This is a genomic window from Streptomyces erythrochromogenes (assembly GCF_036170895.1).
Taxonomy (GTDB): domain Bacteria; phylum Actinomycetota; class Actinomycetes; order Streptomycetales; family Streptomycetaceae; genus Streptomyces; species Streptomyces erythrochromogenes.
The window spans coordinates 8,099,550-8,119,849 of record NZ_CP108036.1 but is presented as its reverse complement, the minus strand read 5'-3'; the positions used below and the strand labels follow the sequence as shown (position 1 = coordinate 8,119,849).

General features: G+C 74.1%; 15 protein-coding genes and 1 pseudogene. 3 read left to right on the top strand and 13 right to left on the bottom strand.

What is annotated here, in order from left to right; all coding sequences use genetic code 11:
- Nucleotides 1-102: 102 nt before the first annotated feature.
- Entirely contained in the window at nt 103-2,310 is a 2,208-nt protein-coding gene (locus OHA91_RS37350) for a DUF4132 domain-containing protein (protein WP_328740873.1), read from the bottom strand.
- A 75-nt stretch (nt 2,311-2,385) separates the two neighbouring features.
- Here OHA91_RS37350 and OHA91_RS37345 point away from each other — a divergent pair, with 75 nt between their 5' ends.
- A complete protein-coding gene (locus tag OHA91_RS37345; protein WP_328740872.1) occupies nt 2,386-3,507 on the top strand; it encodes a barstar family protein in 1,122 nt (373 codons plus the stop codon).
- Here the strand turns inward: OHA91_RS37345 and OHA91_RS37340 are convergent.
- The 10 genes and pseudogenes from OHA91_RS37340 to OHA91_RS37295 form a co-directional block, all read right to left on the bottom strand.
- Nucleotides 3,494-4,705 (bottom strand): FAD-dependent oxidoreductase, encoded by a 1,212-nt coding sequence (locus OHA91_RS37340; protein ID WP_328740871.1) that lies wholly within the window; start codon nt 4,703-4,705, stop codon nt 3,494-3,496. The genes OHA91_RS37345 and OHA91_RS37340 overlap by 14 nt on opposite strands.
- A gap of 30 nt (nt 4,706-4,735) precedes the next feature.
- The gene (locus tag OHA91_RS37335; RefSeq protein ID WP_328740870.1) at nt 4,736-5,431 is read right to left on the bottom strand and encodes a hypothetical protein; all 696 of its coding nucleotides are present in this window, start codon (nt 5,429-5,431) and stop codon (nt 4,736-4,738) included.
- 49 nt (nt 5,432-5,480) lie between these two features.
- Nucleotides 5,481-8,603 carry a DUF4132 domain-containing protein gene (locus OHA91_RS37330; protein ID WP_328740869.1) on the bottom strand — a complete coding sequence of 1,041 codons (3,123 nt, stop codon included), beginning with the start codon at nt 8,601-8,603 and terminating at the stop codon, nt 5,481-5,483.
- Nucleotides 8,604-8,707: 104 nt separating this feature from the next.
- Nucleotides 8,708-9,280, bottom strand: a pseudogene (locus OHA91_RS37325) (hypothetical protein); the annotation flags it as partial.
- Nucleotides 9,277-10,659 (bottom strand): hypothetical protein, encoded by a 1,383-nt coding sequence (locus OHA91_RS37320; RefSeq protein WP_328740868.1) that lies wholly within the window; start codon nt 10,657-10,659, stop codon nt 9,277-9,279. The gene OHA91_RS37320 and the pseudogene OHA91_RS37325, both read right to left, overlap by 4 nt.
- Entirely contained in the window at nt 10,656-11,489 is an 834-nt protein-coding gene (locus tag OHA91_RS37315; protein WP_328740867.1) for an ABC transporter ATP-binding protein, read from the bottom strand. Before OHA91_RS37315 ends, OHA91_RS37320 begins: the two co-directional genes overlap by 4 nt.
- The gene (locus OHA91_RS37310; RefSeq protein ID WP_266504715.1) at nt 11,486-12,343 is read right to left on the bottom strand and encodes a zf-HC2 domain-containing protein; all 858 of its coding nucleotides are present in this window, start codon (nt 12,341-12,343) and stop codon (nt 11,486-11,488) included. The genes OHA91_RS37315 and OHA91_RS37310 overlap by 4 nt, the downstream gene beginning before the upstream one ends.
- A complete protein-coding gene (locus OHA91_RS37305; RefSeq protein ID WP_328740866.1) occupies nt 12,340-12,903 on the bottom strand; it encodes an RNA polymerase sigma factor in 564 nt (187 codons plus the stop codon). Before OHA91_RS37305 ends, OHA91_RS37310 begins: the two co-directional genes overlap by 4 nt.
- A gap of 79 nt (nt 12,904-12,982) precedes the next feature.
- Nucleotides 12,983-14,206, bottom strand: a complete 1,224-nt coding sequence (locus tag OHA91_RS37300; protein ID WP_031151848.1) for a cytochrome P450 family protein — start codon at nt 14,204-14,206, stop codon at nt 12,983-12,985.
- Nucleotides 14,207-14,685: 479 nt separating this feature from the next.
- On the bottom strand, nt 14,686-15,807 hold the full coding sequence (locus OHA91_RS37295) for a hypothetical protein (RefSeq protein WP_266504723.1): 1,122 nt from the start codon (nt 15,805-15,807) through the stop codon (nt 14,686-14,688).
- Nucleotides 15,808-15,912: 105 nt separating this feature from the next.
- Here OHA91_RS37295 and OHA91_RS37290 point away from each other — a divergent pair, with 105 nt between their 5' ends.
- Nucleotides 15,913-16,458: a GNAT family N-acetyltransferase gene (locus OHA91_RS37290; RefSeq protein WP_266504726.1), complete on the top strand. Its 546-nt coding sequence runs from the start codon at nt 15,913-15,915 to the stop codon at nt 16,456-16,458.
- 64 nt (nt 16,459-16,522) lie between these two features.
- On the opposite strand, the gene OHA91_RS37285 is transcribed toward OHA91_RS37290, so the two are convergent.
- Nucleotides 16,523-17,062 (bottom strand): hypothetical protein, encoded by a 540-nt coding sequence (locus OHA91_RS37285; RefSeq protein ID WP_031151844.1) that lies wholly within the window; start codon nt 17,060-17,062, stop codon nt 16,523-16,525.
- Between the two features lie 248 nt (nt 17,063-17,310).
- Between OHA91_RS37285 and OHA91_RS37280 the strand changes: the two genes are divergently transcribed.
- A complete protein-coding gene (locus tag OHA91_RS37280; protein ID WP_031151843.1) occupies nt 17,311-19,383 on the top strand; it encodes a SpoIIE family protein phosphatase in 2,073 nt (690 codons plus the stop codon).
- Here OHA91_RS37280 and OHA91_RS37275 read toward each other — a convergent pair.
- Entirely contained in the window at nt 19,380-20,138 is a 759-nt protein-coding gene (locus OHA91_RS37275; protein WP_078959349.1) for a sortase domain-containing protein, read from the bottom strand. The two genes, OHA91_RS37280 and OHA91_RS37275, sit on opposite strands and share 4 nt — an antisense overlap.
- Nucleotides 20,139-20,300 lie beyond the last annotated feature (162 nt).

Sequence of the window (20,300 nt, the reverse complement as noted above, 5' to 3'; positions counted from 1 at the left end):
CGACACGCGTGCACGCCGCGCCCCCGCCGGACGGCCCAGCAGTAACCGTGTGCCACCCTCCGGCTACTGCATCGCCGCGGGTGGGGGTGTCTCTCGGGGGCGTCAGCCGCGTATCTGGCTGGTGATGGTCGGGTCCGTGATCGACGTGTCGTCGGCCAGCAGCAGGGCCTTGCTCAGGATGACCGCGAGGGTCCGGTCGCCCTCGTAGGGGAGATAGCCCGTGTCCGGGGCGGCTTCCGCCTTCGGGACGATGCACAGGTACTGGTCGTTCGGCGACATCAGGATGTTCCCCGAGCCGAGGTGGATCTTGTACGTGTGCAGCTCGCCCCGCACGTGCAGGAACCGGCCCTCGACCGTGCAGCGGTCCGCGACGGCCAGCCTCGGCACCAGCCGCTCCAGCAGCGCCCGCCTGGTCTCGGCGCTCGCGCCCAGCTCGCCGAAGCCGTAGGAGGTCCAGTAGTCCCGGAAGCGGCCCTGCGGCCCGCCGTCGGCCCAGGTGGGGTCGTTGCCGACGCTGGCCACGCCCACGAACAGGTCCACGTCGCGCATCACCTCGCTCAGCACCAGCTCCGGTATCCCGGCGAGCGGCAGCGGATCGACGTGGTGCTGACCCCTGCGCCGCAGCATCGTGTAGGCGCCGCCGGTGCAGTGCGCGTGGTTCGGCGGGGCGTCGATCGGATAGAAGCGCACCTGGTCGGTGCGCAGGCGGAGGTAGCTGCCGGAGCCGGTGGTGTCGCCGTAGTGGTCGCCGGTGTCGTCGGCCTCGATCCAGTACTCGGCGCGCAGCCCCCACTGCGGCAGTTCCCGGACGGCGGGCGGGAGGCTGTCGTCCACGCTCAGGCGCAGCTTGTTGCGCCAGCCCCGTACGGCGGCCAGCGCATGGAACTGGTGCTGGCGCAGGACATGGCCGGCGAAGCGGTTGGAGTACGTGGCGGTGGTGCGCTCCGCGTCGGTGAGGGGGTACACCTCGCGGTGGGCCTGCTTGAAGGGCTGGGTCACGCCGCACGCTTCGAGCCGCTCGCGCCAGGCGGCGATCTCTTCCCGGTCCCTGCCGACCGGGTGCCAGAGCCCGACCTCGGCGTCGGGGCGGGCGCGGACCGGGTCGCCCGCGAGATCGCGCATGTCCCCTCCGTCGAAGAGGGCGGGGATGCCGGCGACGGTCCAGATCAGGCGACGGGCGAGGGTGCCGACGAGGGGATGGTCCGCAAAGCGCTCCCGCCACGGCCCGAACGACCACGTACGGCGGGCGAGGAACTGCCGGTCGAGCCGCTCCACCTGGGCGGAGAGCGTCTTGTCGATGTCCTTGACGGTGGCCTTGAGCTCCCTGAGCGCGTCGGCGTGGTCCCGCCGCACCGCCGCGGGCGGGGACTTGACCGGCTTCCCGGCCGAAGTGCGCCACGTCAGGACCGCCTTGGAACCGCGGATCTCCACCAGGGCGGTGCTCTCCCCGAAGGCGAACGTGCCGTGGCCGACCGCGGCTGCGGATCCGCTCAGGCCGAAGGCGGGGACGGCCAGCTCCTCGACCTCCTCACGGCTCATGCCGAGGTCTCGGGCACGTGCCTCCAGGGCCGCCTCGATGATCTTGAGGGTGCCCTTGAAGGTCACGCGGGAGGCCAGCCGTGCCAGCTCTGCGAGCGCCGCCTCGCCCTCCGCCCGGGCCAGGGCCGTGACCCCGGCGTTGGCCACCTTCGGGTTGAGCGGTCCGTGTCCCGGCACCTTGCGCAGGCACGTCTCCACGAGGACGCCGAGCGCGCGCGGCGTATCGGGGTGTGCGGGCAGGAGCGGCAGGAACCACGCCAGTCCGCGCAGGGCGTTGGCGTTGTGCGGGTCGAGCTGCTTCTCGTACCAGGAGTCCGTGAGTTCCAGCGTACGGGGGCGGCCGACGAGGCCGAACCAGCGGAGCACCGACCGGCGCAGCTCGTCGGGGTCGGCGGCCGTCTCCGCCAGGAGGGCGCGGGCGGTCTTCTCCCACTTGGCGGTGGGCCGGGCCGCGGTGGCGGTGACGGCATGGGCGAGCAGCGGCTCCCATCGTCCGTCGGCCGTCGCCTCGTCCGCCCAGGGCTCGCCCGTGTTGAGGGCGGGGCAGTCCAGTTGGCCGAGGGCCGCGGACAGGTCTGCGACGGCGTACGAGACGAGCGCGCTGCGCCTGAGGGTGGCGACCGCGGCCGGCGGGATGCTGCGGCCGGCGGCCAGTTCGGCCTGTACGCGGGCGGACCAGCCCTCGTAGTACGTGTGGAAGGTGCTTCCCAGGTGCAGGAAGTCAGCGGTCCGGTTCGCCGCTTCCCCATCGGTCGTCGTCGCGTTGTGCATGGGGCCGAGAGTAGGCCCCGGCACTGACAACGCCCGGTGCACGGCGGTGGGGTGGGACGGGGCAAGATTCCCGTCGTGCATGAGAACGAGGCCCGTCGCGGGCGAGCGCGGTACACCCTCACCGACACGGAACGGGGCCACGCCTGGGGCACCTGCGCCGAGGTGGAGGGGCTGTTCGGGGAGACCGGGCGCGAGACGTACGAACTGTTCGGCTGGACTCCCGAGGGGCCCGGGGAGCCCGAGGGGCCCGGGGAGCCCGAGGGGCCCGGGGTGCGCGGCTGGATCGGCCGTGAAGTGTGGTTCGTTCCCGAGGACGGGGCGTTCGACGCCTGGCTGCTGGAGGATGCCGAGAGCCTCGGACCGCACCCCGGGGCGGACGGTCTCGTCCTGACCGGCCTCGACGGCCGTCCGGGACCGCCCGAGGACCACCACGGCCCTGTCCTCCTGCACGACGGGCGGCGCCGGCTGGGCTCCTGCCGCGGGTTCGCCCGCGCCCTGCCGCCCAGGCGCCCGGATCCTCCGATCGTCCTGCGCGGGCTCGCCCCGGGTGAGGAGCTGCGGCGGGCCCTGGAGACGGCCACCCGGTCGACACTGGACCTGGGTGAAGCGGCCCTGGAGGTACGGGACGACCGCGGCGAGCCGTTCGCGGAACTGCTGCTGTGGGCCACCGTCAGCGGCTGGCGCCCGTCCGCGCCCGGCGCGGATCTGATCGACCTGGAGCTGGAGGGCAAGCTCTCCGAGCCCGTTCCGGAGTCGGCCCGGCCGCTGTGGGAGCGCTGGCTCGCCGGGGTGCCGCGGACGACCGGCACCTGGGCCGGCCTCGATACGCGGCAGCGGTGGGCCTGGTTGGACCACGTCCTGCGAAGGCCCCGCCCGCACGCGGACATCGCCCGGCCTCCGGGCCACGCCTACGAGCTGGACGGCCGGCACGTCACGGACGTGCCGGGGCTCTACCTCGCGCTCGGTGAGGCGGTCAACGGTCCGGGCGGCTACCTCGGCGCCAATCTGCATGCCCTTGCCGACTGTCTGGGCGGCGGCTTCGGCTGCTCCGGCCCGGAAACGCTGCTCTGGCGGGACTCCGCCGTGGCGCGCGAGCACCTGTCCCATGCCCTGACGCCGGACGGCCGGCCCTACGACCTGTTCGCCTGTGTTCTCGACGTCCTGGCCGAGCGCAGGATGCGGGTCACCCTGGCGTGACCCGCGTCGCACCGGGGAGGCGGAAGCCGTTGAAGAGGTCGTCCATGCCCCGCAGGGCCAGGCGCGTCGGAATCGCGCGGACCGCCAGGTCCCGGGCCGTCGCCGCGAACGGGTTGCGCAGGGCGCCCAGGCGGCCGACGCGGCGGGCACGGAGGCGAACGGCGTCGGTACGGTCGCGGCGGGCCGCGGTGTACGCGGCGAGGGCGGCCGGTACGGTGTCGCCGGAGTCGGCGCTGTCGCCGGTGTCTCCGGCCGGGAGCAGGTGCGCGAGGACCACCGCGTCCTCGATGGCCTGGCAGCCGCCCTGGCCGAGGTTGGGGGCCATGGCGTGGGCGGCGTCGCCGAGCCAGGCGATCCGGCCGTGGTGCAGGCGGGGCAGCGGGGCGGCCAGGTCGTACAGGTCGTTCTGGAGGACGTCGGCGGGGTCGAAGCCCCCGACGCGGTCCAGCAGGGCCGGGATCGGGTCGTGCCACGAGCCGAAGCGGCGGCTCAGTTCCGCGCGGGGGTCGGCCGGCCGGGTGCCGGCCGGGACGACCGCGGTGGCGTAGAGGTAGTACCGGCCGTCGGCGAGCGGTGTCACGCCGAAGCGCTCCCCCCGCCCCCACGTCTCGCTCATGGACGGTATCCGCAGGTCCGGGGCGTCGACGAGGGTCCGCCAGGCCGTCTCGCCGATGTAGTGCAGGCCGGGGTGTTCGGGGAAGCAGGCGCGGCGCAGGGGGCTGTGGATCCCGTCGGCGGCGACGACCAGATCGGCGGGAAGGTCCGGGCCCTCGGCCGTACGCACGGTCGGGCGGCCGGCGGCGTCGACCACGCCGGTCACGGTGGTGCCGTAGCGGAGGGCTTCCGGCGGCAGGGCGGCGGCCAGGGCCGCGGTGAAGGCCGGGCGCGGTACGGCGATCGGCGGCATGCCGTAGCGGGCCGCCATGTACGAGGTCTCGGCGCGGGTGAGCCACCGGCCGTCGGAGCGGCGTACGCCCATCGTGGCGGGTACGGCGCTGCCGGCGGCCCGGGCCGCGTCGACGCCGATGCTGTCGAGGGCGCGCAGGGCGTTGGGGGCGAGTCCGATGCCGGCACCGGTGGTGGGGGGCTCGGGGGCGCGTTCGCAGACGGTGACCCGCCAGCCGCGGCGGTGCAGTGCGACGGCGGCGGTGAGGCCGCCGATCCCGGCCCCGGCCACCACCGCGTGACGTCTCTGCATGGACACCTCTCCGTTCGGTTCGCGCACCTTCTAGTACGTCTCCAGGACCTGGTCCGACACGGCGAAGACTTCCTCGCAGTCCGGGCAGGTCGCCCGGCCGAAGAGGTACGTCAGACCGTGCGCGACCTTCGCCTGACCCGCCTCCGTCGCCATGCGGTGCAGGCGGGCCGGCAGCGAGTCGAGGGCGGCCGGGTCCGCGGGCAGCAGTGCCGCCCTGACCGGATCGGACGTCACGTAGTCACCTGCCGAGGCGAAGGTTCCGTACTCGCCGAAGGCGACGAACAGCGTCGACGAGCACGCCGGGCAGTCGACTTCGTACTCCTTCGTGAACAGGCCTTCCAGACGGCCCGGGCTCCACACCCGCTCGCCCTCGAAGGCCAGGATGCCTTGCAGGAGGTAGACGAAGGCCGCGGCGTCGTCGCCCGCCTCGCCGAGCAGGCGGCCGGCCGTCCGAAGGAAGACGGCGATCTCCTCCGCGTAGCGCGCGGCCTGTGCCTCGTCCGCCGCCGAGACGATCAGGCCCGCCATCGAGACGGCCTCGTGCGGGGCCCCGGGGGCGCGGCCGGCCGAGACGGCGGCCAGGTACGGGAGGGCGAGGAAGCTGTCGTCGTCGACGCAGTTCAGGTGGCACAGGTCGTCCCACAGGTCGCTCCACACCTGTCCGTCGTCTTCGCCGCCCAGGCGTGCGAAGGCGGCGGCCAGGTCGTCGGAAGGTTTCGCGATCATGCCACCGGATCCTTCCAGACACGCGTCCCGCGGCGGACGGCAGCCCCGTTCACCGGACGAACCGGCGGAGCGTCGCCTGCCACGTCTCGCACCACAGCACGCCCTGTAGGAGCCCCAGGGCCCGCGACCGGCAGGAGTCGTCCGCGATGTGCGGCAGGGTCTTCTCGATGACGGGCAGCAGGTCCTGCGCGAACGGGGTCCCCTCGCGGAAATCGAGGTACCGGCTCCGGCGGGTGGCGGGCTCGACGGCGAACATCTGCGCATGCCGGTGGCGTACGGCGGCGTCCGCCGACTCCAGCAGTTCCCGCGCGTGGTCGGCGGTGGCCTCCCGCACCCCGCACGGGGCCGTCCGGTCGCCGTCGTGCCCGTGGGCGAGGCAGCCGGCGCGCAGGGTGTCCGCCAGCAGGGCGGCCGGTTCGACGGCCAGCGCCAGCCGGACGTGGGCGTCGAAGTGACTCGCCGCCCCGGCGACGACGAACGGTTCCACATGGAGCAGCAGGTCCTGGAGGGCGAACAGCCGGTCCTCGCCGCCGGTCCGCAGGCGCAGCGCACGCTCGTCGAGGATCCCGGCCATCAACTCCCGCAGCGGTTCCAGCGCGGCCACCTTCTTCGTGACCTTCGGGAACGGCGTGAGGTGGTGCCGGGTGACGGTGTACCCGAGGCTTCCCCGTACGGGGGCGGTCAGTTCACCGCGGATCGGCTCCCGGAAGGCCGGGTCGGCCAGTACCGGTTCGACACCGTCGGTCCCCCGCCGCTGAATCCACTGGAGCGCCCAGACGCGCCCGCCTTCGGCCGGCTCGTCCAACGGCATGCCGACCCGCTTCATGAGGGCGAGCAGCCCGAGGTCCACACCGACGGACCGGAAGTCGCCTCCCAGCGTTTCGCTCTGCAGCCCGAGCAGGGGCTCACGCCTCTCGCCCGCCTCGCGCATCCGGGCCGCGATCGAGGCCACCACCGGCTCCAGGCCGGCGACGGGCAGTCGTAGTCCGGCGTACCGCCGGAGGAACAGCGTCAGCCAGGCGTTCGCGGCCTTCGCCGACTCGGCGGAGGCCGCTGGCGTCCCGCCCGTGAACGGCTCCAGCAGGCCCGTGCGTGCCAGCAGCGCCAGCCATGCCCCGGCGGCCGCGGTCTTCGCCGCGGCCGAGGAGCCACGGGGCTCCGGCAGGTGGGTCCGCAGGTGTCCGGCCGTGTCGGGGTGCTCCGCCAGGTCCCGCTCCAGCGGCGCCGCCCATGCCTCCCACACGGATGCCGCGGCCTTCTCCAGTCCTCCGCCCCGCAGCAGCAGGTGGAAGATCTCCGTGTTGGTGTCGTCGGCGGCCAGGGGACCGCTGCCCGCTCCCTCGGCCAGCTCGACCGCGAACGACGCGGGGATGCCGCGCGGCCGGGAGCGGGTCACCCCGTCCCGGACGAAGGACGTGGGAATGCCGCTCTCCTTGCGGCACCAGTCCAGCACGAGCCTGCGGTGCTCCTCGTACGCCTCGCTCGCCGACGTGCGCGCGGCGATGTCGTCCCGGTGCTGCCCGAGCAGCTTCCCGTCGACGACGCCGAGCACGCCGAACTCCGAGACGGTTTCCCGCAGCGCGGACTCGTCGATCCCGCCCAACTGCTTCTCGGCGGCCCGTGCCTCCGCGTAGAGCGGTCGTGCCATCGCGACGCTGCCCGCCGCGACCACGATCCGCGCGCCCTCGTCCAGGGCGTGCGGCAGGAGCGCGGGGTGATCAGCGGTCAGCTTCTTCAGGCTCGCGCGGAGTTGGGCCGCCGCCCGGCCCGGCTTCGTCTCGGCCGTCGTCGCGCAGGTGCGCAGCGGCGCGAGCAGCGCCATCGCCTGTCGTGCCAGCCCGGGGTGCACCCGGCAGACCCGGGACAGGAAGTCCAGGGGCCGTACCGACGCCCTGCCCACAGGCGTGGCCCCGCCGGCATCCGGCTCCAGGCCCAGCGTCCGCGCCACCGCGTCGTGCGCCCCGACCGCCCGCGCCACGACGAGCCGTACGAACCAACCGCCCTCCTCCAGGAGCGGCGATCCGTAGCGGCGCGCGGTCAGCGGCTCCTCGCCCGGGCCGGCGGGTTCGCCGGCCAGCACCGCGCCCGCGTCGAGGAGTTGGCGTGCGTCGGCGGAGGGGCGCGGTTTCGGGGCATCGGCCTGCGATGCCCCGGCCGCGGCGTACGCGGCGCACTCGACGAGGAAGGACTGGTAGCCGGCGGACGAGTCGGCCGGCAGGGCGGCGGCCGGGCGCCCCTCGCCGGGGTCCCGCTCGTCGAAGAGGGTGGCGATCGCTCTGATCCCCTCGGACCAGACGGGCCGGGGCACCGCGTCGTACGTCCCCGGCCCCTGCCGCCCCCGGGCATCGGTGAACCGGAAGTCGTGCAGGCTCACCGGCGCCGCCGGGCCCTGGTGGCGCAGATCGGCCACCATGCCGTAGGCGCTCCCCCGGTGCGGGAACGTGAAGCCGGCGCGCTCCCCGCCGATGCGTCCGCCGAACCGCGCGACCAGCCGCTCGAACCGGGCGCCGGACGCGTACGCGGCGCCGTGGAAGACGGTGATGCCGTCGCGGGTGTTCCGCGTTCCTCCCGTGTCCGTTGCCGGCGCCGGGGAGCAGTCCGGGCGTACGTACACCGCGCGGTGCAGTTGCTCGATGCCCTGCTCACCGCCCAGGGCGTCCAGGAGCCCGTGCCAGCGTCCGAGCAGGCCGGTGCCGCGCGGGTCGAGGAGCACCGGGTGCGGGATCACGACGAGGGTGTCGTGCAGCTCGCGTTCCCCGTCGAGTCCCGTCACCAGCAGCGGACCGGCCGGGCCCGCCGCGATGCCCGTGAGCACCCCGGCACGCCGTACGTCCGGGCCCTCCGCCCCGCCGTACGGCGCGATCACCGCGTGGCGCAGGGCCCGCTGCCAGTACGGGTCGGGCCACACCTGACGTATCAACGCCGCGGACACCGGCAGGGATTGGGTCATCCATCGCTCGACGCTCGCCAGCGTCAGGTCGGCGTGGTCGCCGATCCATGCGGCCAGCGCCGTCAGTTCCTGCACCAGCGGCTCGGCCTTGAGGGCGGGCGGTACCTTCTTCAGCTCGCGCCCCGCCGCCGTGCGGCAGCGGAGCACGGGCTTCGGCCCGCTCCGGACATCGAGCGTCAGCTCGTGGTCCCCGGCAGCCCTCCATGCAGTGGTCGGATCCATGGCGTCGTACCCCCGTGGTGCATCGGCGCCCGCACCTCACCGAGCGGGCCCCACCAACCTACTGGGAGCCGCTGACAACGCCCGGGGCGGCCGCGGCGCGGTCGCCGTCTCGGCCCGGTCACCGCGTAGGCGGCGGTACCGGCAGCCGTGATCGTCAGCGCGGTCCAGGTGCTCGCTGCCGTACCGGGCGGTTGCAGCATCCAGGTCACGACCTCCATCGGCACGCCGGTGAGGGGCGGGGAGAACGACGAGAGGGCCAGCCACCCGACGGGCAGGGTCCAGGCGTACGCAGCACCGCACACCGCCGCCCCGAGGGCGGCGAGTCCCATCAGCCCGGCGGCGTCCCGGACGACGAACGCGGTGGCCGCCAGGTCCTCGCCCACGGCCCGGAGCCCGAGGACCATCGCGCAGGCGGCCGTGCCCGCGAGCAGCACGTGCGCCGTCCTGCGGGTCCACCAGCGGATCGCGGCCGTCCGGTCCAGCGCGAGGTCCTGTCCGCCGAGTCCGGTCGAAGCGGCGGCGGCCACGATGGCGAGGAAGAGGGCGGCCGGCCGCGGATCGCCGGGGGCGGCGGCGCCGTCCCGGGCCAGGGCCCACACCGCCAGCGCTCCGGTCACCGCTGCGGCGAGCGCCGCGGGCACCTGCCGCGAACGCGCGTACAGCACCAGCCATCTCACGGCGACTCACCCTCTCCGGCGAGTGCGCCGAGCGGGTCGCCCTCGCAGCCGACCGCGGCGGCGCGCATGGCGTTGATCCGTGCGAGCTGTTCTTCCCGCGGCAGTGCTTTGAGCTCCCGCCACACCGGTTCGGCGAGGGTGAGCTGTTCGGCCCGGGAGTGGCCGTTGCCGTCGAGGGGCAGGAGGTCGCCGAGGACCCAGCCCGCCGCGATGCTCTGCGCGGCGGTCTCCACGGCCGGACCGCCCTCGCGGTCGCTGCGGGGGCGGCAGACCGGGGCCATGCCCTGGGCGACCAGGGCCCTGACCAGGGCGTCGCCGCGCGCTCCGGCGATCGTCCCGTCGTCGAAGTCGACCACGAGGACGCCGTCGTAGCGTTCCGGGACGGCGCCGAGTTCCCGCGGGGTGGTGCCCTCCTGGATGACGACCGGCGCCCCGTCACCCAGCGCCTGGTGCAGCAGGCGCAGGGCCTTCCGGCCGGGGCCCGTGAGGTCGGCGAGCCGCGCCCGGTGCGTCTTCGTCACGCACACCGGGCCGTCGCACACCTGGCGGGCGGCCGCCTCGTCGACGACGTACGTCCGGCGCGGGTCGGAGGGCAGGACGAGCAGGGCGAGCACCGCGCCCGCCAGTACGGGTGCCAGGGCCAGCAGCCGGGCGCGCGGCGTCGCCGCGGCCAGCAGCGCGAAGCCGGTCGCGGCCACGCCCAGGAGCCAGAGCGTCTGTCCCACGTGCACGGAGGCGGACAGGGTGAACAGCACCTCGCGTACCTGTGCCACCGCCGGTGAGAGCAGCGAGAGGCGGTTGGGGACGGCGGCCTGCGGCACCGCCGTCTCGTCCGAGACGCGTAGGACGTTGGTGAACACCAGTGCGCCCACGGCCAGTACGGGCGGGGTCAGCACCGAGGGCAGGGCCCGCCCGATCCCCATGCCCAGGACAGCCCCCGCCGCCAGGGAGAGCGCTCCCACCAGCGAGATCGGCAGCCAGCCGAAGTGCGGGTAACCGGTGCCGGCGAGCACCTGGACGGCTCCGACGAGGACGACGAGCGCGAAGGCGCAGGTGAGCGTCAAGGCCGTGGCCCCGGCGAGCGCGGCGGCGCGGTGGCGGGCGGGCCTCGGCGTGCTCGCCAGCAGTTCGCCCGTCCCGGAGCGGTGGTCGCGCAGTCCCTGGAGCGCCCCCAGCCCCACGGCGACCGGCCACAGCAGGATCAGCAGGGAACGGGTCCACAGGGCCATGGAGGTCCACTGGGCCGTCCAGCGCGCGGTGCCGGTCCACCACAGTCCGGGGATCAGGTAGAGGAGCGCCAGCGGTGCCGCGAGGAGCACGAGAGCGGCCCAGGGGGCGACGGAACGCCGCAGTTCGGTGCGCAGGACGCGGGAGTTCACCACTTCCCCCTCAGCTGGCCGGGATCGAGCAGGAGCGCCGAGTAGCCTCGCTCCAGCGGGCTGTCGCCGACGTGCTCGGGGCCGCCCGCGGCGGCGAGCTGGTCGGGGGTGCCCTGGAAGACCAGTCGGCCCTCGGCGAAGAGCACGACGTCGGTGCACGCGGCGGCGACGTCCTCGACCAGGTGGGTGGAGACGACCACGCATGCGTCCATGCCGAGTTCCTGGAGCAGTTGGCGCAGGCGCAGCCGCTGCGCCGGGTCGAGGCCGACGGTCGGTTCGTCGAGGAGGAGGACCTTCGGGTCGTTGACGATGGCCTGGGCGATGCCCACCCTGCGGACCATCCCGCCCGACAGGGTCTTCATCCGGTGGTCGGCGCGGTCCGCGAGGCCGACCCGTTCCACGGCTCGTTGCACCGCGCCGGGGATGTCCGCTTCCGGCACCTCCTTCAGCCAGGCCATGTACTCGACGAACTCGCGCACGGTGAAGCGCTTGTAGTAGCCGAACTCCTGCGGCAGGTAGCCGATCCGGCGGCGCAGTGCGCGGTGTCCGCCCCGGCCGCCGACGGACTCGCCGAGCAGTTCCAGGGTGCCGGCGGCGGGGCGCAGGACGGTGGCGAGCGCCCGGATGAGAGTGGTCTTGCCCGCCCCGTTGGGGCCGAGCAGGCCGTGCACTCCGGTGCCGAGCGACAGGTCGAGCCCGTCGACGGCCGTACGGTTCCTGCCGACCGCGACCTTGAGTCCGCGGGCCTGGATCTCCCAGGCGTAGGCGGTGGGTGCGAGGTCGGCGGCGTTCACCGCGCGCATGGTGTGGGGGTCCTTCCTGTTGGTCATCGATGGGCTCCGAGTACGGAGTAGGCGCCCCTGCGGGTGATGACGACGGCGGTGCCGAGGGCGAGTGCCAGGCCCCATGCGGGCAGTCCGGCGCTCTGGAGGGCGAAGGCGGCGCGGCCGGCGGCCACGGTCGGTGCCACGATCACCGCGGCCCACACGGCCACGAGGGCGACGGCGGCGCGGGTGACGCCGACGACACCGCCGAGTGCCAGGGTCGCGGAGGTGAAGGCCAGGCAGGGCAGCAGCCATTGCGCGAACATGACCCCGGTGGCCCATCCGGCGACGAGCAGGACGGGGAGGAGCACGGCGAGGACGGCGGCGGTGCGCCGCAGCACCAGGGGCAGCCCCGCCCGGGGCGCGGAGGCCGTCAGTTCGTACGCGGGGTCCAGGCCGCGCGACCAGGACGCCGCGACGCCGAGTACGGGCAGGACCGGGGCGAGCAGCAGTACGAGCGACACCTCGCCGGCGTCCGTGCCGGTGCCCGGGCCCGCGAGGTCGAGTACGAGGGCGAGCACCGTCACGGTCGCGGTCATGGCCAGCCAGGGCACCATCGCCGGCGTCAGCCATCTCGACAGCCGCCGCGACAGGCGGGCCGACGGGCCGGCCGGCCGGCGGCGTCGCGCGTGCGGCACGGCGGGGGCGGCGGACAGCTCGGCTTCGAGGCCGGACCACACCGTGTCGACCAGCGCCGTCACGGCCGGTGCCTGCTCCACCACGGCGGCCGCCAGCCGGTCACGGCAGACCCGGCAGGCCTCCAGGTGGGCCTCCAGTGCCCACAACTCGTCGGCGGCGATGTCCTCGTCGCCGCGCGCATAGGCGTCCACGATCCGCGCCGCGGCGTGTTCCGCGCTCATGACAGCGCCTCCCTCATGGCGATCCGCGCCCTACGGGCGCGGGTCTTGACCGTGCCCTCGGGCAGTCCGAGCAGAACGGCGGTCTCCCGGACGGACATCCCGTCGAGGACCATGGCCTGGAGTACCTGTCTGAGTTCGGGCGCGAGGCGCCGCAGCGCGTCGCCGACGTCGGAGCCGACGGTCGCGGCGAGCGCCTCCTCCTCGGCCGCCGGCGCCACCGGCTGCGGGGCCGCGGCGGGTGGCGGCTGCGCGTGGTGGGCCCGGCGCCGGAAGGCGTCGACGAGGCGGCGCGCCGCTATCGTCCACACCCAGCCGACGGCGGTCCCGCCCGCGGCGCTCCCGGCGAACGCGCCGGCCGCCCGCCACACCGCCAGGTACGTCTCCTGCATGACTTCGGCGACGATCTGCTCGTCGGCGCAGCGGCGGCGCAAGCGCACCGCCAGCCACGGCGACGTGCGCCGGTACAACTCCTCGAATGCGGCACGGTCGCCCCTCGCCACGAGCCGGACGAGACGTTCCTCGTCCACTTCGTGCGGCGCCGCCGCCCTGACTGATCTCACGCCTGATAGACGCCCGGTTCGGCCTGCGGGTTTTCGATTCGGGGTGATCCGGGTCACGGCGCCGGCGCCCCGGCGGGGCTCAGTGCGTCGAGCGCGCCGTCTCGTAGCGGACCGGGAGCTCCGTCAGGCCGCGGGCGCGCAGGGAGGGCCGCCAGCGGGGAGCGGGGCTCGCGGGTTCGAGGACGGGGTAGCGCTCCAGGAGCGCGGCCAGGGCGATCTCGGTCTCGGCGCGGGCCAGGGGGGCGCCGAGGCAGTAGTGGATGCCGTGGCCGAGCGCGAGGTGGCCCGAGGTGTCTCGGTCCAGGTCGAGGAGACCGGGGCGGGGGAAGCGGGCCGGGTCGCGGTTGGCCGAGGAGAGCGAGAGCAGGACCGTCTCCCCCGCCGGGACGGTGACCCCCGCGATGGTGATGTCCTCGGTCGGGAAGCGGCGGATGGCGAGGGGTGCCGGGCCCTCGTACCGTGCGAGTTCCTCGACGGCGGCCGGGAGGCCGGACGGGTCCTTGCGCAGGCGCGCGAGTTCCTCGGGGTGCTCCAGGAGCGTGTGGATCGCGTTGCCGATGAGCTGGACGGTGTTCTCGTACCCGGCGAAGAGGATGAGGAAGGCGAGCGACATCAACTCGTCCTCGCTGAGCCGGTCGCCGCCGCTGTCGCCGCCGCCGTCCCCGTCGCTGCCGCCGCCGTCCCGGACGGCTATCAGGTCGGACAGCAGGTCGTCGCCGGGCCGGCTGCGCTTGTGCGCCATGAGCTCGGTGAAGAAGCCGAGCATTGCCACCACCGCTTCCTTCGCGGCGCGGGGCCGGCTGGGGTCCGGGGTGATGAGCGCGTCCGTCCAGGTGCGGAAGTCGAGGCGGCGGTCCTCCGGCACGCCCAGCAGGTCGCAGATGACGACGATCGGCAGCGGGGCGGCGTAGGCGGCCACCAAGTCGGCGGTTCCGGCCGGGCCGAGGGCGTCGAGGAGGCGGTCCGCGGTCGCGCGGATGGGCGTGCGGAGCTGCTCGGTGCGGCGCGGGGTGAAGGCGCGGCTCACGAGCCTGCGGATGCGGGTGTGGTCAGGGGGGTCCATGTTGAGCAGGTTGGCGTCCAGGGCCGGCGGCAGCGAAAGCCCCCGGTAACCTCCTTCGGTTGCACGGGACTTGTCCAGGGAGAGCCGGGGGTCGGCGAGGGCGGCGCGTACGTCGTCGTACCGCGTGACCAGCCATGCCGGGGTGCCGTCGGTGCCGGTGATGCGGCACACGGGTGCGGTGTCGCGCAGCCGGTCGTAGACGGAGTGGGGGTGCTCGATCAGTTCGCCCTGAAGATCCATGGGGCCAACCTTAGGGTCATGCGGCGAACGGCCCTTTCGGCACCGGCGCCGCGGCGGCCCGGAAGATGTCCGCGGCACCTCCGTCAGGAACGGGTCTGCGGGGTAGGCGACGACCGTGCCGTCCGGGCCGTCGTCGGCCTCCTGCCGGATGACCGCTTCGACGCCCTGGCCAAGGGCCCTTTGAGGGCGTCGGTCACGCGGACGGTGCGGTCGATCCACGCAATGCCGTCGCTGTCCACGGGCGCGGACCGGCTGACGACCGCGGCTCTCAGCCTCCCAGCGGATCTCGGCCGCATCCAGTCGAGGAACGGCCCCGGGAGTCCGCCGCGGGCTCACCGGCCCCCCGTGTCCACGGCGTCGAGGTACCTACCTGCGCGCGGCGGAACGCACCGCCGGCACGCCGCTCCTGGACGACGCGCCGGCGGCGGCCCGCCTCGCCGACCACCATCCCGACGTCACCGACGCCGCGGAGGGGGCAGTCAGTAGCCGTCCGCCGCCAAGCGACCCGCTTCCTGCCAGGACATCAGCTCCCGTACGCCGGTGAAGTACGGCGCCGCCTCGGCGGGTTCGAGCACGGCTTCGAGCGTGAGGCTGCCGGGCACGCGGGGCAGGAAGCGGACGGCCTGGTACTGGTGGCGGAAAACCGGCGGGTCCAGGACGAGGCGGCGCACTCCGTCGACCACGGGAATCCGGTCGGGAGTCGTGGCGCTCCAGATCCAACGGCCTGACGGCTCGGCAAAGTTGAAGCACTCCATGGTCCTCGGCAGGTCGCCCGGGCGGTCCATGTCGATCGGGGCGGAGGTGCTCAGTGCGACCGCTTCGGCGCTCGGGACGTCTGCGGGGAGGTGCCCCGGAAGGTGTCCGCCGCCGATCAGCACCCCGGCCAGCAGGGTCTGGAGCTGGTAGTTGTCGGCGATCCCGCTCATCCGCATGCGGAAGGCCCGTCCGGAGGCGCGGTCCAGGACCAGGAGCGGTTCGTCGTCGAGGAGCAGGAGCGCCCGCTGTGCGCACTGCAGGTCGCCTATGTGCGGTTCGAGCCTGCGGGTGAGTTCCACCAGCGCGTCGCGGTCGGCGGGCGCGTCGGGGGCGGTCAGGCTCGCCCGGACCCGGGGGTCGGCGAGGACGGCCACGGCGGCCCGCTCCCACTGTTCCACCGAGAGCCAGCCGAAGTACGGGGCGTGCCACACCTGTGCGTAGTCGGCGCCGAAGGCCTTCTGCTGTTCCGGACTGGGCATGCCCGACGGGTCCGGAAGCTCCTCCTCCTCGCCGTAGTGCTCCTGCCAGAGCCGGGCGAACTCAAGGGCCTGCTCCATGCTCGCCCGCAGCCCCGCCAGGAGGGGGCGCGCACAGGCCACGGCGTCCGCGTTCCACTCGACCAGCGCGCCCACGAACACGCTGTAGACGGCGGCGTGCCACTGCGGCATCCCGCCCAGCTGCGCGGCCAGGTGCGGTCCCAGCTCCCGGGAATGCTCGGCCAGCGTCTCCTCGGGCAGGGTGGCGAGAGATTCGTAAGCCGCTTCCAGGCGCGAGATGCTGTGCTGCGCGATCGCGGCGTCGAAGGACTCCACGGCGGAGCGGACCGCTGTGTCGGGTGTGATCATCGGCGTAGTCTAGAAGCCGGCCGCGGGGAAGCCCCGGCCGGGCCGAGTCCGCCACCCCCCTCGGAGGCGGTTTCGCCGTCCGTACCGGCTGACATGCTCCTTCCCATGACGGATGACAGCCTGCCCGAACTCGCCCGGATCTCCGACGTCCACGAAGTGCGTCCCGCTCTCCGGGACCAGTTGACCGACTGCTGGACGGAGGTCACCAACTCCGGCGGCGCCGCAGGGTTCCCCTTCCCGCCCGTGGACCACGAACAGGTGGCACCGGTCGTGGACGAACTCCTCGGCAGCCTCGATCCGCGGCGGAGCCGGCTCGTCACCGCCGCGTTCGGCGGCGTCCTCGCCGGATGGGTCGTCCTGCGCCGTGATCCCCACCGGCTCGTGGAGCACTGGGGCACGGTCCACCACCTCCAGACCCGCCCCGGGCTCCGTGGCCGCGGGGTCGGATCCGCCCTGATGCGGGAACTGCGGGAGGTCGCCCGCGACGAACTGGGCCTGGAACAGCTCCATCTCGCGGCCCGGGGAGGGGAGGGACTGGAGGACTTCTACGGCCGGCTCGGATGGCGCGAGGTCGGCCGCTGGCCCGGAGCCCTGCGCCTCGCACCCGACGACACCCGGGACGAGGTCCTGATGCTCCTCGATGCCCTCTGACCGGTCCGCCTCCCGGTACGGGACCGGGAGGCGGACCGGGCGTGGGACGGGTGGCTCTGTGCGCTCAGCGGAACAGCATGGACGCGTCCCCGGCCGGGGTGGTCACCGAGCCCGGGCACAGGAAACTGCCCGAGGCCTTGGTCGCGGTGAAGGCCCGGTTGATGTACTTCCGGCTCGTGCCGTCGCGGTCCCACACGATGTTCGTCGCCTTGTAGCGGCAGGAGATGAAGCTCTGCCTCCCGGTGATGTCGATGAGATCGGTCCGGGCCGTGCCGGCCGCGTCGTCGAACGTGAAGGCGGGGTTGTTGTTGAGGGTGGCGGCGATGCCGCCACCGCAGGCGAGGTTGCCTCCCGGCGTGTTGATCGTGGTGCGGTCGACGGTGAGGGCGTTCGGGGCGGCGGCGCTGGTGCTCCCGTTCGTCCAACTACAGCTGTTGCCGGCGACGACCATCACGCCGTCGACCTTCTGGTCGGCGGCCGGGGCGGCGGAGCCGTACGCGAGGGCGGTGCCGGTACCGGCCAAGCCCGCCGCGACGACGAGTGTCGCGATCCCGGCGACGCGGGCGAGTCGTGTGGTGCGGGAGATGGGCGTGGTGTGCCTCATGGGTCGCTCCTCCATGCCACGTACTGGTGGGGGTGGGCGAGGCGCTGGGCCTCTCAGGGGGTGCGGAGTGCGTGCCGGGAGCGTCCCACAGCCACCTTGAAGTGTCAGGAGCCTGTCAGGTGCATGGCAATATTTGGCTTGAATTACCGGTCGGTACGACATGGCGGCCGCCGCGGGGCGCGCCGCCGGGTCCGCCTCCCGGATGACGGGCACAATGAGGAGAGACCTCGATCGAAGGGGGACCTCCGATGCCATCGGACCGGCCAGGGGGTGCGGACGACGACACCCCTGGTCCGATCCGGTCCGAGCCGGGGTCCCTGCTGGAGCACGTGTCGGTCGCCGTGTTCGCCATGGACGACGAGGAGCGGATCCGCTACTGGGGCCCGGGCGCACGGAACCTGTTCGGACACACGGCCGAAGAGGTGCTCTCCCGGCCGGCCTCCGTCCTCTTCCCCGACCCGGCACCGGGAGCCCCCGGCGGGGCCGCGCAGCTGGTGGAGCGCGGGCGGAGCCTCGGCTACTGGCGGGTCCGCATGCCCGCCCGGCACCGCGAAGCCGGGGTCTTCGACTGCGGCTTCCGGGTGTTCCCGGTGACCGGGACCGCGGGCGACTCCGTGGTCATGGCCCTGGCCAGCAGGGGCGACGAGCTCGACCGGGTCAAGACGAACCTCGTCTTCCTCGACGCCCTCTTCGAGACCTGCCCGATCGGCCTGGTCATGCTCGACGAGGAGCTGCGCTACGTCCACCTCAACCAGGTGCTGGCCGACATGGACGGACTCCCCGTCCTGGAGCACCTGGGGCGGCGCATGACCGACATCATGATCACGTCCGACGGGGGCGAGTACGAACGCATGCTCCGGGCCGTGGCCGAGAAGGGCCACCCCCTGGTCGGCGCGCTGGTCGGACTGCGCACACCCGGCCGGCCCGACCGGGACCAGGTCCGCTCCGTGAGCTTCTTCCCGCTGAGCGGCGCGGGGGACACGCGGCCGGGTGTGGGCGGGCTGCTCGTCGACGTGACCGACCGGGAGCAGGCCCTGCTCGAAGCGACGGCCGCCCGGCAGCGGCTGGATCTCCTGGACCGCGCATCGGCCCAGGTCGGCACCACCTTGGACCTGGAGGTCACCGCCCGCGAGCTGATCGACGCCGTCATGCCCGACTTCTGCGACGGCGCCGTCGTGGAGATGGTCGAGTGGATGTACGAGGACGAACGGTTCGACCCCGCGCTGCCGCTGACCACCCGCCGGATCGCCGCCGACACGGTCCTCCCGCCGCCCGCCCCCGAGCTGGTCGGCGGCCTGGAGCGGGTCACGTACCCGCCGGGCTCCGGCATCCACCAGATGCTGAGCAGCGGACGCCCTCTCTCCGTCGTCGTCGACGAGGCCTTCGCGACCCGTACGGCCGCCCACCAGGACCGGGCCCGCCTGCTGCTCGACAGCGGTCTGGGCGGCATCGTCCTCGCCCCGCTCATCGCGCGGGGCACGGTCCAGGGCATCGCCATGTTCGGCCGATCCGCCGACCGCCCGGCCTTCACCGAACAGGACGTCACCCTCGCCGGCGAGCTGGCCTCCCGCGCCGCCCTGTGCCTGGACAACGCGCGCCTGTACGGCCGCGTCCAGGACATCGCGCTGACCCTCCAGCGCGCCCTGTTGCCCAGCGCCGTGGCATCCGGCGCCCACGTGAGCGTCGCCCACCGCTACCTCCCGGGCAGCCGGATCACGGAGGTCGGGGGCGACTGGTACGACGTGATCAACCTGCCCGGGGACCGGGTCGCGCTCGTCGTCGGGGACGTCATGGGGCACGGCGTACCGGCCGCCGCCTCGATGGGGCGGCTGCGCATCACGGCCAAGGCCGTTGCCGCCCACAGCCGCACCCCCGAGGCGCTGCTCACCGAACTCGACACGTGCGCGCAGGAGGCCGGCATCCAGCTGGCCACCTGCCTCTACCTCGTCTACGACCCCCACTCCGGCCGCGCCCGCATCGCGAACGCCGGCCATCCGCCGCCCCTGCTGCGCCACCCGGACGGCACCGTCCAGACCATCGGCGAGGGCCTGGGGATCCCGCTGGGGGTGGGCGGCGTCCCCTACCGGTCGTCGGCGATCGACCTGCCCGAGGGCGCGGTCCTCGCCCTCTACACCGACGGCCTCATCGAGGCGCGGGGCCAGGACATCGGAACCGGTCTGGACGCGCTGCGGGAACAGCTGCGCACGGTGACCGGGCCGCTGGAGGAGGCCGCCGACCGGATCATCGCGAACCTGCTGCCCGACGAGGCGACCGACGACACGGTCCTGGTCCTGGCCCGGATCCGCCGCGCCGCATCCTAGGGGACCGTAGTGGTCTTGCGCAGGACGCCGACCTTGTCGATGCGGTGCTCGGGGTTGCCCTGGGCGTCGCTCCAGAAGTTGCCCTCGGCGTGGTCCTCCGGTGTGGCGCAGGTCGAGATGGTGATCATGGCCTGGGTGGGGGTCGCCCCGGGTGAACCGGGGACCGCCGCCCGCTGTTCGTCGAGGGAGCGCTGCGACCGGAAGGACGTCTTGCGGGTCGCGGTGATCTCGTAGGTGTACTCCACCCCGCCCACCGTCACGGTCACCGTGTCGCCCTCGTCGACGGCGGGCAGGTCCCGCAGCGGGCCGCCGGCCGACAGGCGGTGCGCGGTGACCAGGAAGTTCCCCACCTGGCCGGGTCCGACCCCGCCCTGCTTCCCGTACGGGCTGGCCGCGTGTCCGCGGTCCTGGATGCGGGTCCCGGGCGCGTCGTCGGTGGTGCCCTCGTACGGCACCACGCGCAGCCCGGATATGCCCGCGGAGGGTATGGACAGGGTCGACTCCCGGGTGCGGACGTCGACGGGGTCCTGAGCCGGCGTGGCCGCGGGTGCGTGCGCGGCGGAGGCCGCGGGCAGGGCGGGCCGGGCGGACGCCGGGCCGGTGGCGGGGGCGGAAGCGGAGGCTGCGGGCGCCTCGGCCGTCCGGGGCGCCGCCGCGGGGCCCGCGGCGGCCGAGGGCCCGCAGGCCGCCAGCAGGGCGGTCACGGCGCCGGCGAGCACGACGGGTACGGCTCGGGACGGGAACGTCAGGGGCATGGGCGCATCCGTGGGGGTCGGTCGCCCGGGTCGAGCGGCAGGTGGGTGACCCGGTTGAGGGCCAGGGTGACATACGGAGCAAGAAGTCCATAAGGGGCGAGGCCTGTGACCTCCCTCCCCGCCCCCCGGGCCCGCCGCCCGCGCGGACGACGCAGGGCCCGC

Excerpts from the sequence above, each read along its gene's own strand:
- OHA91_RS37280 (WP_031151843.1), top strand. The coding sequence starts at position 17,311 with ATGCCATCGGACCGGCCAGGGGGTGCGGACGACGACACCCCTGGTCCG.
- OHA91_RS37335 (WP_328740870.1), bottom strand. The coding sequence starts at position 5,431 with ATGATCGCGAAACCTTCCGACGACCTGGCCGCCGCCTTCGCACGCCTG.
- OHA91_RS37300 (WP_031151848.1), bottom strand. The coding sequence starts at position 14,206 with ATGGATCTTCAGGGCGAACTGATCGAGCACCCCCACTCCGTCTACGAC.
- OHA91_RS37315 (WP_328740867.1), bottom strand. The coding sequence starts at position 11,489 with ATGACCAACAGGAAGGACCCCCACACCATGCGCGCGGTGAACGCCGCC.
- OHA91_RS37350 (WP_328740873.1), bottom strand. The coding sequence starts at position 2,310 with ATGCACAACGCGACGACGACCGATGGGGAAGCGGCGAACCGGACCGCT.
- OHA91_RS37340 (WP_328740871.1), bottom strand. The coding sequence starts at position 4,705 with ATGCAGAGACGTCACGCGGTGGTGGCCGGGGCCGGGATCGGCGGCCTC.
- OHA91_RS37310 (WP_266504715.1), bottom strand. The coding sequence starts at position 12,343 with ATGAGCGCGGAACACGCCGCGGCGCGGATCGTGGACGCCTATGCGCGC.
- OHA91_RS37330 (WP_328740869.1), bottom strand. The coding sequence starts at position 8,603 with ATGGATCCGACCACTGCATGGAGGGCTGCCGGGGACCACGAGCTGACG.
- OHA91_RS37290 (WP_266504726.1), top strand. The coding sequence starts at position 15,913 with ATGACGGATGACAGCCTGCCCGAACTCGCCCGGATCTCCGACGTCCAC.
- OHA91_RS37275 (WP_078959349.1), bottom strand. The coding sequence starts at position 20,138 with ATGCCCCTGACGTTCCCGTCCCGAGCCGTACCCGTCGTGCTCGCCGGC.
- OHA91_RS37295 (WP_266504723.1), bottom strand. The coding sequence starts at position 15,807 with ATGATCACACCCGACACAGCGGTCCGCTCCGCCGTGGAGTCCTTCGAC.
- OHA91_RS37285 (WP_031151844.1), bottom strand. The coding sequence starts at position 17,062 with ATGAGGCACACCACGCCCATCTCCCGCACCACACGACTCGCCCGCGTC.